Raw genomic sequence first — 13,109 nt, forward strand, 5'->3', positions numbered from 1 at the left:
AATGGACCGCGTGCGAAATTTACTCGAACAAATCAAAGGCCGCCTCGAAGACCTGAACAAGGCCGAGCGCAAAGTGGCAGAAATCATCCTGCAGAACCCGCAACAGGCGACCCGGTTCAGCATTGCGGCGCTCGCCCAGGCAGCTTCGGTCAGTGAACCGACGGTTAACCGGTTTTGCCGTTCGTTCGGCGTCAGCGGATACCCGGAATTAAAGCTGCAACTGGCGCAGAGCCTGGCCAGCGGTGCCGCCTATGTCAGCCGTGCGGTCGAGGCCGACGACAATCCGGAAGCTTACACCCAGAAAATTTTCGGCAGTGCAATTGCATCACTCGACAGTGCCTGCCAGGCGCTGGACCCCAACCTTGTGAGCCGCGCCGTCGACTTGCTGATACAGGCCCGCCAAATCCATTTCTTTGGCCTGGGCGCCTCGGCTCCGGTGGCGCTGGATGCACAGCACAAGTTCTTCCGCTTCAACCTGGCCGTCACTGCCCATGCCGACGTGTTGATGCAGCGCATGATTGCGTCAGTGGCGCACACCGGCGAGCTGTTCGTGATTATTTCTTACACCGGGCGTACGCGAGAGCTGGTAGAGGTGGCGCGCATTGCACGGGCCAACGGTGCCTCGGTACTGGGACTGACCGCCGAGAACTCGCCACTGGCCAAGGCCAGTACCCTGAGCCTGAACATCCCGCTGCCTGAAGACACCGACATTTACATGCCGATGACCTCACGCATCATCCAGTTGACCGTACTGGACGTATTGGCCACCGGCATGACCTTGCGCCGGGGCGTGGATTTCCAGCCACACCTGCGCAAAATCAAGGAGAGCCTCAACGCCAGCCGCTATCCGGTGGGTGACGAGTTTAATTGAAGCCAACAACTGCAGGAGCGAGCTTGCCTGTAGGAGCGAGCTTGCTCGCGAGCTTTTACAACAAACACAGCTCGCTCCTACAGGCAGGTTCGTTCAGGCACTCACTAACCTGGCCCGCGCCTGAAGGCTCAGATGCGCTTGCTCGCCGGGGGCCAGAGTCTGGTTGTGGGCTCCGCCGCTGGTGGACTCCACACACACAAATCCCATCACTTCGTTCCAGCTCACACCCAGTAACGGCCGCTTGCCCGGGTGCCACACCACCGTGTTGCCACTTGTGCCGGTGTCGATGCTCAGCGCGCGCCGCCAGGCGTGATCATTGAGCTGCATTTCGCCGTCATGCCGGAATACCCGCTGACAACCACCCGCCACCCGCAATTCGCCCTTTTGCTGGCAAACCTCACGGTTGAGCTGGTCGTACCCTTGCACTCCGTCCAGCCCGGACAGCGCTGCCTCAGCCACATCACCAATCCGCCAGTAAGCGCGTAAAGCCTGGCTCAGTTGGCAAGGTTCATCGTCCTGGTGCTCGGTACTCAGGTGTAGCGCCATGTCTTCGCCCAGTCGCGCATGCAGGTCAACCTGCCAGTCACACAGCTGCAACCGCCAATGCAGGCTCACGCCCTCTTCATCTGAATGGCTATCCAGTAACTTCCAGTCGATCAAGCGCGCCCAGCCGTGGGACGGCCACGCATTTTCGCTCGGATGGCGGCCATACCATGGCCAGAAAACGGGTACGCCGCCACGGATCGCACCGACCTGAGGCCATTTGGCAGCACACCACAACCAGGGCTTTTGCCCGGTAGGCTTGAAATGCAGAAGTTGCGCACCCTGACGGCTGAACACGGCCTGGCAGTGCGGGTGATCGATCACCAGAATGTCACGCTGCTGAAAGCGCTCCCACTGGAAGACAGGTTGCTCGCGTCTGGATTTGAAAAACCGGTGAAGTGGATGCTCATGCATGTGCCGCAGTCCTGAAAATCATGTCGCCCGAACCTTAGTAGAACCTGTGAAAGCCGACTTGCCTGCAATGAGGCAGCCACCTCCTGAATAGATATCGACGGTTACACCGCCATCGCAGCCTCACTAAAACCCGACGGCTGCGGCACAAAAAAAACGGATAGCCATGGCTATCCGTCAAATGCGCACTAGGAGAGGAGCTTATCGCAACAACGTTAGAACACCGACTGAATTTTCAGGCCGGCCACCAACGCGTTGTCAACTTGGTCCACGCCACCCGGATGGGTGATGTATTGCAGATTGGGACGCACAGTCAGCCAGTTGGTGACGTGGATGCCGTAGTTGAGTTCGTAGTTGTACTCGGTGGAACGCAGCGGCGCGTACAACGGGTCGTTGTAGTCGGTAACACCATTGGCCTCGTTGGCCAGCTCGGCGTTTTTCTTCACTTCGTTGTTAACGTGGATACGGGCAAAACCGATACCGATGTCATCTTTTGGACGCGCATCGAACGGTCCTTTGTACACGAACATCAGCGACTGGTAGTTGTCGACGATGTTGGTCGCCTTGTCGTGAAAAGTCGCGTTGGCTGCGACATTCAGACCACGGGAGGCATCACCGTTGTGGCTGGTGAGTTGCTGCTGGGCAACAAACCAGTAACCGTGTTTGCTGTTGTGCACGCGGTAGCTCTGACCGGTGGTGGCAGCGTCTGCACCGTTGATGTCTTCACGCAGGTCATTGGCAGGAGCCGTGCTCTTGTAGTAGCCCACACGGTATTCACCCGGCAGGTTGTTGACCTTCGGCGACCAGACCAGTTCGACTGGCAAAACGGTGCCCTTGGTCCCGCTGCCGCTGAGCTTGAAACCGTTGCCGTGTTCCAGCTGCGACGGGTTCTGGTTGTAAGCACCGATCTGCGCATAGAACTCTGGCGTGATGTTGTACTTCACGCGCAGTGCAGCCTGGCTGACCGGCCAGTTGTACCAGATGTTAGTGGCCCAGTTACCCACCTGGGAACCGCAGAACGCCAGGTTCTGGAATTCGCACGGGAAGGTGTTGAAGTCTTCGCCTTCACCGAAGTAGCCGGCTTTGACATCCAGTTTGCCGTCCAGGAATTGATGCTGGATATACAACTGGGTCAGACGAACCATGTGGCCACGGCCGTAGACTTCCTGCGAGGAACTCAAGGTTCCGGCACGCGGGTCGCCGACACGGTCATTGGAGATGCTCTGACCGTTACGGTTGGTCAGCTGGATCTTGGCCTGGGTGTTATCCCAGCCCCACAGCTTTTGCAGGTCCAATGCCACGCCCAGGCCAAACTGGTCGCTGTAGCGCGCGGTCTTGTCGTGGTTATAGCCGCCATGCAGGTTGGCGCCTACTTCACCGACGTAATCGGCCTTGATGTCGATACCCTGCTCAATGAGTTTGGTACGCTCGCCTCCCCAATCGCCGGTCATCCATTTTGAGTCCGCGCTGAAAGCGTCGTCTGCCATCGCATTGGCAGAAAGAACCAGCGCAGCGACTGCTGACAACTGGCAGACCAACCGGGTACTTGTGTGTTGCTTTTTCATCCCTAAATCCTCGTCTTTTATTGTTATTAACTGTTTTTGACTAACGCGGTCCACTTTTTTATTCCCGACAACCCCAATCCCCTCTGGAGCCAGCATTGCCGGCTGCCAGGCTTGCGCACATTGAAACTCAGCGACCCTTGATCCGGGTGACATTGTCGGCACGGTCCTGCACGGGCAACGTGCCTGCAGTGCCCAACCGCTCACCGGTCTTGGCGTCGAACAACAACACCTTGGCCGGATCGAACTGCAGCGTCAGGGTTTCGCCCACTTGTGGCGCCACATCGGGTGCCAGGCGGCAACAGACCTTGACGTCATTGAGCTGAACGAACACCAGCGTGTCCGGCCCGGTAGGCTCGGTCACTTGAACCTCGGCGCGAATGGTCGGCATGCCGGCCGCGTCGGCCGAGGCCAGCACGATTTGCTCCGGGCGCAGGCCCAAAATCACCTCACGGTCTTCCAGACCGGCGTCGCCCATGTTCAGCGGTAACTCACAACGCGCCTGGCCGCTATCCAGCAGCGCCACCAGGCGGCCGTCCTTGCGCTGCAGGCGCAGGGGAATGAAGTTCATCGGTGGTGAGCCGATGAAACTGGCGACAAACAGGTTGGCCGGATCGTTGTAGATCTGCTTGGGAGTACCGAACTGCTGAATGATGCCGTCCTTCATGACCGCCACTTTGTCGCCCAGTGTCATGGCCTCGATCTGATCGTGGGTGACATAGACGGTGGTGGTTTTCAGACGCTGATGCATCAGCTTCATTTCGGTCCGCATCTCGACCCGCAGTTTGGCGTCGAGGTTGGACAGCGGCTCGTCGAACAGGTAGATCTTCGGCCGCCGGGCCAGTGCCCGCCCCATCGCCACACGCTGTTGCTGGCCGCCGGACAACTGGCCCGGCTTGCGGTTAAGCAAATGCTCGATCTGCAACAACTTGGCGACCCGGGCAACCTCTTCGTCGATGTCCGCCCGGGGCATCTTGCGAATTTTGAGACCGAACTCGATGTTCTCGCGCACGCTCATGGTCGGGTACAGCGCATAGGACTGGAACACCATGGCGATGTCGCGATCCTTGGGGCTCAAGCCGCTGACATCCTGATCATCAATCATGATCGCGCCGCCCGTGATGTTCTCCAGGCCGGCGATGCAGTTCATCAGCGTCGACTTGCCGCACCCCGAGGGGCCCACCAGAATCAGGAATTCGCCTTCCTTGATCGACAGTTCGATGTTCTTGAGGGTGTCCGGCAGGCCGGCACCATAGGTCTTGTTAACGTTACGAAGCTCAAGCGTTGCCATGATTACCCCTTGACTGCGCCGGCCGTCAGCCCGCGCACGAAATACTTGCCTGCGACCACATAGACCAGCAGGGTCGGCAGCCCGGCGATCATCGCCGCTGCCATATCAACGTTGTATTCCTTGACCCCGGTGCTGGTGTTGACCAGGTTGTTCAGGGCCACGGTGATCGGCTGCGAGTCGCCACTGGAGAACACCACACCGAACAGGAAGTCGTTCCAGATCTGGGTGAACTGCCAGATCAGGCAGACCATGATGATCGGGGTCGACATCGGCAAAATGATCATGCGGAAGATCGTGAAGAAACCCGCGCCATCCAGACGTGCTGCCTTCACCAGCGCATCGGGAATGCTGACGTAGTAGTTGCGGAAAAACAGTGTAGTAAACGCCAGGCCGTAAACAATGTGCACGAACACCAGGCCGGTGGTGGTGCTGGCCAGGCCCATTTTGCCGAGGGTGAACGAGGCTGGCAGCAGCACGGTCTGGAACGGCAGGAAGCAGCCGAACAGCAACAGGCCGAAGAACAACTGCGAACCACGAAAACGCCACATCGACAACACATAGCCGTTCAGTGCACCGATAGCGGTGGACACCAGCACCGCCGGGACGGTGATCTTGATCGAGTTCCAGAAGTAGCCGTCGACCGTGGCCCAGGCCTTGACCCAGCCAATACCAGTGACCACGGTGGGCCAGCTCAGCAAGTTACCGGTACTGATGTCTTCCGGGGTCTTGAAGCTGGTCAACAGCATGACCACCAGTGGCACCAGATAAAGCAGTACGGCGAAGATCAGCACCGCGTAAATCGCGATGCGAGTGAGACTGATGGAAGATTTGCCGGCAAGACTAGTCATTACGCTTGGCCCTTAGCTCGGAGTACAGGTAAGGCACGATGATCGCGAGAATCGCACCGAGCATCAGGATCGCACTGGCCGAACCTACACCCATCTGGCCGCGACTGAAGGTGAACGAATACATGAACATCGCAGGCAGGTCGGAGGAGTAACCCGGTCCACCGGCCGTCATCGCCGCCACCAGGTCGAAGCTCTTGATCGCGATATGCGCCAGAATCATCACCGCACTGAAGAACACCGGACGCAGGCTGGGCAGCACCACTTTCCAGTAAATCCTGGGCAGGCTTGCCCCATCTATCTGGGCCGCACGAATGATCGATTGGTCCACCCCTCGAAGGCCGGCGAGGAACATCGCCATGATAAAGCCGGAGGCTTGCCACACTGCCGCGATGACCAGGCAATACACCACGCGGTCGGGATCGATCAGCCAGTCCAGGCGAAAGCCTTCCCAACCCCAGTCACGCAGCAGCTTGTCCAGCCCCATGCCCGGGTTGAGCAACCACTTCCAGGCAGTACCGGTCACGATCATCGAGAGCGCCATCGGGTACAGATAAATAGTGCGGATAAAACCTTCACGCCGGATGCGCTGATCGAGGAACACCGCCAGCGTCACGCCAATCACCAAGGTAATCGCGATGAACATGCCACCGAATACCGCAAGGTTTTTGCTGGCTACCCACCAGCGGTCGTTGTCGAACAACCGTACGTATTGCGCCAGCCCCACCCATTGGTAGGTCGGCAGGAAAGTCGAGTTGGTGAACGAAAGTACGAACGTCCACAGGATATAGCCATAGAAGCCCACCAGAACGATGAACATGCTGGGCGCCAGCACCAGTTTCGGTAGCCAGCGCTGCAATGCATCGAACGGTGAGGCTTTGCTGAACACAGCAACAGAACTCATGGGGAAATCCGGGCAGAGGATAGAGATTACAAGGCCATTGCACCTCTGCAGGAGCGAGCTTGTTCGCGAACCTTAAAGACAGCTCGCGAGCAAGCTCGCTCCTGCAGGGGGTGTGGGGTTACTTGGCAGACTTGACTGCGGCGCCGAGTTTTTTGGCCGTTTCAACCGGGTCGGCTTTCGGGTCGTTGATGTAGTTGGTCACGACATCAAAGAATGCGCCCTGCACTGCCAGCGTGGTTGCCATGTTGTGCGCCATGCTCGGCTGCAGGCCACCGCTCTTGGCATCCGCCAGGAAGTCCTTGGCTGCGGTCTGGGCGCAGGAGTCGAAGCCGTACTTGTTCATGTCGTTCAGCATGTCGATCCGCACCGGGATCGAGCCTTTGTTGATGCTGAAGACCTTCTGGAAGTCCTCACCCAGAGCGACCTTGGCGATGTCCTGTTGACCCGCCGCCGTGCCCTTGTCCTTCTGCTTGAACACCGCCAGGGAGTCGATGTTGTAGGTGAAGGCTTTATCGGTGCCCGGGAAAGGAACGCACTCATAATCCTTGCCCGCGACTTTCTTGGCCGCTGTCCATTCGCTCTTGGCCCAGTCGCCCATGATCTGCATGCCGGCCTTGCCGTTGATGACCTTGCCCGCTTCCAGGTTCCAGTCCTGACCTTTGCCGTCTGCGTCCATGTAGGTCGCGACTTTCTTCAGTTCGGTCAGCGCCTTGACCATTTGCGGACCGGTGAGTGTGGCGTCATCCAGCTCTACCAACGCTTTTTTGTAGCCATCGACACCCATGACCGAGAGCACCACGGCTTCGAACACCGTGCTGTCCTGCCAAGGCTGGCCACCGTGGGCCAGCGGAATGAAACCGGCAGCCTTGAGCTTGTCGCCGGCGGCGTAGAATTCTTCGAGGGTGGTCGGGGCTTTTTCGATACCGGCTTTCTTGAAGACTGCCGGGTTGATCCACAGCCAGTTGACGCGGTGGATGTTCACCGGCACGGCCACGTAATTACCTTCGTACTTCACGGTATCGGAGACTTTCTTGTCGAGCAGGCTGTCCCACTTCTCGTCCTTGGCCACATTCTTCAGGACGTCAGTGTCGAGCAGGCCGGTAGATGCCCACTCCTGGATGTCCGGACCTTTGATCTGGGCCATGCCTGGCGGGTTGCCGGCAACGGCACGACTTTTCAGTACGGTCATGGCCGTGGCCCCGCCACCGCCGGCAACAGCGCCGTCTTTCCAGGTGAAGCCGTCTTTTTCTACTTGGGCCTTGAGGACATCCACGGCCGCTTTTTCACCGCCCGATGTCCACCAGTGCACCACTTCGACCGTGCCTTTGGAATCGGCAGGTGCATCGGCGGCATAGGCGGTCAGGGGAAATGCACAGGCGAGAGAGATGGAAACGGCGAGGCGACTGAGTAAATTCATGACATGTCCTTTCTTGTTGTTATAGCTGGGCAAGTCTTTTGCTTGCGCTGCTAAAGAGTGTATCCATCACCGCCCGCCCCCACGTAACGAAGAGACGCGCAAATGTCACAGTCCGGTTACATAAGGCAGGAGATCAATCGGCATTTCGCGGCAAGGTCAACGTCACCCGCAGACCACCCACACGCAGGTTCTGCAGACTGACTTCGCCCCCATGGCTGTGGGCGATGCTGCGCGCGATACCGAGCCCCAGGCCATAGCCCTGCTGCTGTCCGGCCAGGCGAAAGTGCGGTTCGAAGATTTGCTCCATACGCTGCTCGGGTACGCCCGGGCCCTCATCGTCAACGGTCAGGACAAATTTATGGGCATTGTCATCAATGCGCAGGTGAGCGTTTTTACCGTATTTCAGAGCGTTGTCGATCAGGTTGCCCATGCAGCGGCGCAGCGCCAGCGACTTGCCCGAGTAGGGCTTGAGCGCCCGCCCGTGCAACGTCACGCGGCCATTGCCCTGTGGCAGCAAGTAAGGTTCGATCAAACAATCCAGCAACAGGTTGAGGTCCACCTGCTCGATATTTTCGTGAATATCGGTGTCCTTCACGCACTGCAGCGCACCTTTTACCAGCAGCTCGAGTTCATCCAGATCGCGGCCAAACTTGTGTTGCAATTGCTCATCATCAAGCAGCTCGACCCGCAGACGCAGGCGGGTGATGGGCGTACGTAAATCATGGGAGATCGCACTGAACAATTGGCTGCGCTCAGTCAAATAACGGCTGATACGCGCACGCATGGTGTTAAAGGCCCGACCGACTTCCACCACTTCGCTGCCGCCACCGATCTCCACCGGCTTGAGCCTGTCCTCGCCCAGCGACATATCCCGCGCCGCCCGTGCCAGACGCTTGAGCGGGCGGCTTTGCCAGTGCACCAGCAGCCCGATAAACAACAGCAGGAAAATACTGCTCAGGCCAATGAACCACAGCTGCACGGCCGGCAGGCCTTCCTCCTCAAGACTGGTATAGGGCTCGGGCAACAAGGAGGCGATGTACAGCCACTCGCCGGGCGCCATCTGAATTTGCGTCACCAGCACCGGCGGGTTGACCGGTTCCAGGGTCAGGGCGAAATGCGCCCAGGAACGCGGCAACTCTTCGAGTTTCATGCCGGCATTGAAGATGCGTAAGTCCTGGGGGCTGACAAACTGCACGGTCATGTCGACATCAGCCCCCAGCGACTGGCGCAACACTTGATCGACCGCGCTGAGCACCGCCTTTTTACGCTGGGTCGGCTGCAGAACCGGCATCTGCAGTGGCTTGTCATTCAGGCTTACGAAGAACCGCGTACCGCCCATGCTGCGCATCTGATCGAGCACCATGGGACGGTAGGCCAGGGGCAGTGAGCGCAAGTACGTCACCGTGGCGTTCATCGAATACGCCAGGCTGCGCGCACTGGTGACCAGACCTTCAAGCTGGGTGGTGCGCAACTGCGAGAGCCAGATCGCACTCGAAAGCGTCTGCGCCAGCAAGATGGCAAGCAGGGTCAGTAACAACATGCGCCCGAGCAGTGAACGGGGGACCCGTACCTTGCCCAGGAATTTAAAGGCCATGGACAGGGAAAACCTGGGCCGCCAATTGATAGCCACTGCCACGGATGGTGCGGATCAACCGTGGCGGTTTCTCGGTGTCGCGCAGGCGCTGACGCAAGCGGCTGACGGCCATGTCAACGATCCGGTCCAGAGGCATCAGCTCCCGGCCCCGGGTCGCATTGCCAATGGTGTCGCGATCAAGGATCTGTTGCGGATGATCCAGAAACATCTTCAGCAGAGCGAAATCTGCGCCGGACAGAATGACCTCCTCACCATCGGTATGGAACAAGCGGTGGGTCACGATGTTGAGCCGCCACTCGTCAAAGGCCATGACCTCGTTGCCCGCAGCCGCACTTACGCTGGCAAATTGCGCACGGCGCAACAACGCCTTGATTCGCGCCTGGAGCTCGCGGGGGCTGAAAGGTTTACCCAGGTAATCATCGGCGCCCAGTTCCAGGCCTATCACCCGATCGGCTTCGTCGGAACTGGCGGTGAGCATGATGATGGGGATCTGGGCAAAACGCGGATGCTGACGCACCCAGCGGCATAAACTGAAACCGTCTTCGTCGGGCAACATGACATCAAGAATCAACAGATCGCTTGAAGCGTCGTCCATGGCCAGCCGAAAACCGGCACCGTCGCCCACGGTGCGGACCTGGAAGCCCGCACGGGTGAGATAGATATCAAGCAGTTCGCGAATTTCCTGGTCATCGTCGACCAGCAAAATGGATTTGCCGAGTGCGCTCACAGCAATGTTCCTTATTGTTTTTTACCCGTCACAGCGGGCTTGCCGGCAACAGTAGCGCTGCGGGTATTCAGACTGCCGTCTGAATCGCCGGCAAGCCGGCTTCCACATGTTTGGCCATCAGAGAGTCAACCGAACGCCTGCTGCAGGGCTACCCCCGCGCCGATCAGTCCCGAGTAGGGAGCCGTCACCAGCCATACCGGGATACCTTTGAGGTAGTCGCTCATGCAGCCCTTGTCCGCGAAACTTTTGGCAAAACCGCTGGCCAGAAAGATATCGGCAAAGCGCGGGATCACCCCCCCGACGATGTATACCCCGCCGCGTCCGCCGACAGTCAGCACGTTGTTACCCGCCACTCGCCCCAGCCAGCAACTAAACTGCTCCAGCACTTGGCGCGCAACCGGGTCACCGTCCAGGGCCGCCGCCGTGATGGCACGGTCGCTGTCCAGCACCGGGGTATGACCATCTACGGCACAGATCGCGCGATAGACACGGGGCAGCCCGCTACCGCTCAAAATGGTCTCAGCGCTGACATGCCCGATTTCGTTGTAGATGTGCTGCCACAGCTGCACTTCGCGCGGGTTGCTCATGGGCAGATCAACGTGACCGCCCTCCCCCGGCAACGCCATCCACTGCTCGTCACCCAGATTCAGCAGGGTGCCGACCCCAAGCCCGGTGCCCGGGCCGATCACCACCGCAGGTCGCGCCGGGTCAGCAGTGCCGGGGCACACCTCACGCACATCCTCCGGCTGCAAGCGGGTCATGCCCAGTGCCATGGCACTGAAATCATTGACCAGCAGCAGATTGTCGACCTGTAACGCCTGGCAGAACGCCGAACGGCTCAAGCGCCAGTGGTTGTTGGTGAAGCGAAATTCATCGCCACTCACCGGTCCTGCCACGGACAAACAGACCGAGCCTACTGCGCCCGGGGCCAGTTGCAGATCGTGCAGGTACAGCCTGATGGCGTCTTCCGGGCAGACGAAGTCCACCGTGGCCAATACGCGGACCGAATGCAGCTGGTCGTTCTCCCACAACGCAAATCGTGCGTTGGTGCCACCGATATCACCGACCAGCGCCAGTTTCATTTCAAGTTTTCCAGAGACGAGGTGAAGGTACTCGCGCCCTGCTCAGCCGAACTGAAGGCCTCGCGCATGAACGCAAACAACTCGCGCCCGGTACCGACGGCATTACTCAAGGTGCCGATGGCCGGAGTGCGCGCCGCGAATTCTGCCTCATCCACCAGCAGTTGCAACGTTCCCTTGACCCCATCAACCCGAATCAGGTCGCCGTCCCTGACCCGTGCCAGGGCGCCGCCGCGCGCGGCCTCGGGGCTGACGTGAATCGCCGCCGGGATTTTGCCCGACGCGCCGGACATGCGACCGTCAGTAATCAATGCCACTTTAAAGCCACGGTCCTGCAACACGCCCAGGAATGGCGTCATTTTGTGCAGCTCGGGCATGCCATTGGAGCGCGGCCCCTGGAAACGCATTACAGCGACAAAGTCGTGTTCCAGGGTCCCGGCCGTGAACGCATCGGCCAGCTCTTGCTGATCCTGAAATACCCGGGCCGGGGCTTCAACGATTTGATGCTCGGGCGCAACGGCCGAGACCTTCATCACGCCGCGCCCCAGGTTGCCTTCCATGACCCGCAAGCCACCCTCTGCCGAGAAGGCACGGGCCACCGGGCGCAAGATCGCTTCATCAAGGCTTTCAATCGGGCCATCACGCCAGACCAGTTCACCATCAACGAGGAATGGTTCGCGGGTGTAGCGACTCAGGCCAAAGCCGGCCACGGTATTGACGTTTTCGTGCAGCAAACCGGCTTCGAGCAGTTCACGGATCAGGAACGCCATACCGCCTGCGGCCTGGAAGTGGTTGATGTCGGCTTTGCCGTTTGGATACACGTGGGACAGGGTCGGTACCACCTCGGACAGGTCGGCCATGTCTTGCCAGGTCAATTGGATGCCCGCGGCCATGGCAATCGCCGGCATGTGCAGCGTGTGGTTGGTCGAGCCGCCCGTGGCATGCAGCGCCACAATGGAGTTGACCAGGGAGCGCTCGTCGACGATCTCGCCCAACGGCGTAAAGTTGCCGTTTTGCTTGGTCAGACGGGTGATCTGGTGGGCTGCTTCGCGTGTCAGTGCATCACGCAATGGCGTGTAGGGATTAACGAAAGAGGCGCCCGGCAGGTGCAGGCCCATGACTTCCATCAGCAACTGGTTGGTGTTGGCGGTGCCATAGAACGTGCAGGTGCCAGGGCTGTGGTAGGACTTCATCTCCGATTCCAGCAGCTCTTCGCGGCTGGCCTTGCCTTCGGCGTAGCGCTGACGCACGTCGGCTTTTTCCTTGTTGGAGATACCCGATGGCATCGGCCCGCCCGGAACAAAGATTGTTGGCAGATGACCGAAGCGCAGTGCGCCTATCAACAAGCCCGGAACGATCTTGTCGCAAATACCCAGCATCATCGCGGCATCGAACATGTTGTGCGACAGCGCCACAGCCGTCGACAACGCAATCACTTCGCGGCTCAGCAGGCTCAGCTCCATCCCTGCCTCGCCCTGGGTCACGCCATCGCACATGGCCGGGGTGCCGCCTGCAAATTGGCCGACCGAGCCCATTTCGCGCAGTGCTTTCTTGATTTGCTCAGGGAAATGCTCGTAAGGCTGATGCGCCGACAGCATGTCGTTATATGACGAAACAATTGCCACGTTGGCCGCGTTCATCATTTTCAGGCTGTTTTTGTCTTCCGTTCCGCAGCCGGCCACGCCATGGGCAAAGTTGGCACATTGCAGCTTGCCGCGTTGCGGACCGTCACTGGCGGCCCCGCGAATAAGCGTCAGATACGCCTCGCGGGTAGCTCGACTGCGGGCAATAAGACGCTCGGTGACTTCAAGAACGCGGGGATGCATGTGTTGAACTCCAGGCTAACGGATGTGGCGACCTGTACG

General features: G+C 59.3%; 11 protein-coding genes. 1 reads left to right on the forward strand and 10 read right to left on the reverse strand.

Going from position 1 to position 13,109, the window contains the following annotated elements; genetic code table 11:
- Positions 1-10: 10 nt before the first annotated feature.
- Positions 11-871 carry a MurR/RpiR family transcriptional regulator gene (locus AOC04_RS14705; RefSeq protein ID WP_171970613.1) on the forward strand — a complete coding sequence of 287 codons (861 nt, stop codon included), beginning with the start codon at positions 11-13 and terminating at the stop codon, positions 869-871.
- Positions 872-964: 93 nt separating this feature from the next.
- On the opposite strand, the gene AOC04_RS14710 is transcribed toward AOC04_RS14705, so the two are convergent.
- From AOC04_RS14710 to edd, 10 genes are all read right to left on the reverse strand, one after another.
- Positions 965-1,828: an aldose epimerase family protein gene (locus tag AOC04_RS14710; RefSeq protein WP_060694586.1), complete on the reverse strand. Its 864-nt coding sequence runs from the start codon at positions 1,826-1,828 to the stop codon at positions 965-967.
- A 212-nt stretch (positions 1,829-2,040) separates the two neighbouring features.
- The gene (locus AOC04_RS14715; protein ID WP_060694588.1) at positions 2,041-3,390 is read right to left on the reverse strand and encodes a carbohydrate porin; all 1,350 of its coding nucleotides are present in this window, start codon (positions 3,388-3,390) and stop codon (positions 2,041-2,043) included.
- A 127-nt stretch (positions 3,391-3,517) separates the two neighbouring features.
- Positions 3,518-4,678: an ABC transporter ATP-binding protein gene (locus AOC04_RS14720; RefSeq protein WP_060694590.1), complete on the reverse strand. Its 1,161-nt coding sequence runs from the start codon at positions 4,676-4,678 to the stop codon at positions 3,518-3,520.
- 2 nt (positions 4,679-4,680) lie between these two features.
- Positions 4,681-5,526 carry a carbohydrate ABC transporter permease gene (locus AOC04_RS14725; protein ID WP_060694592.1) on the reverse strand — a complete coding sequence of 282 codons (846 nt, stop codon included), beginning with the start codon at positions 5,524-5,526 and terminating at the stop codon, positions 4,681-4,683.
- Positions 5,519-6,427 (reverse strand): carbohydrate ABC transporter permease, encoded by a 909-nt coding sequence (locus tag AOC04_RS14730; protein WP_060694594.1) that lies wholly within the window; start codon positions 6,425-6,427, stop codon positions 5,519-5,521. Before AOC04_RS14730 ends, AOC04_RS14725 begins: the two co-directional genes overlap by 8 nt.
- Before the next feature lie 118 nt (positions 6,428-6,545).
- Positions 6,546-7,844 (reverse strand): ABC transporter substrate-binding protein, encoded by a 1,299-nt coding sequence (locus AOC04_RS14735; RefSeq protein ID WP_060694596.1) that lies wholly within the window; start codon positions 7,842-7,844, stop codon positions 6,546-6,548.
- Between the two features lie 133 nt (positions 7,845-7,977).
- Complete coding sequence (locus AOC04_RS14740; RefSeq protein WP_060694598.1) at positions 7,978-9,438, reverse strand: ATP-binding protein; 1,461 nt, start codon at positions 9,436-9,438, stop codon at positions 7,978-7,980.
- On the reverse strand, positions 9,428-10,165 hold the full coding sequence (locus AOC04_RS14745) for a response regulator (RefSeq protein ID WP_060694600.1): 738 nt from the start codon (positions 10,163-10,165) through the stop codon (positions 9,428-9,430). The genes AOC04_RS14740 and AOC04_RS14745 overlap by 11 nt, the downstream gene beginning before the upstream one ends.
- A gap of 125 nt (positions 10,166-10,290) precedes the next feature.
- Complete coding sequence (locus tag AOC04_RS14750) at positions 10,291-11,247, reverse strand: glucokinase (protein ID WP_060694602.1); 957 nt, start codon at positions 11,245-11,247, stop codon at positions 10,291-10,293.
- Positions 11,244-13,070, reverse strand: a complete 1,827-nt coding sequence (edd, locus tag AOC04_RS14755) for a phosphogluconate dehydratase (RefSeq protein ID WP_060694604.1) — start codon at positions 13,068-13,070, stop codon at positions 11,244-11,246. The genes AOC04_RS14750 and edd overlap by 4 nt, the downstream gene beginning before the upstream one ends.
- Between the last annotated feature and the right edge of the window lie 39 nt (positions 13,071-13,109).

Source organism: Pseudomonas versuta (assembly GCF_001294575.1).
In the GTDB taxonomy this organism is placed as follows: domain Bacteria; phylum Pseudomonadota; class Gammaproteobacteria; order Pseudomonadales; family Pseudomonadaceae; genus Aquipseudomonas; species Aquipseudomonas versuta.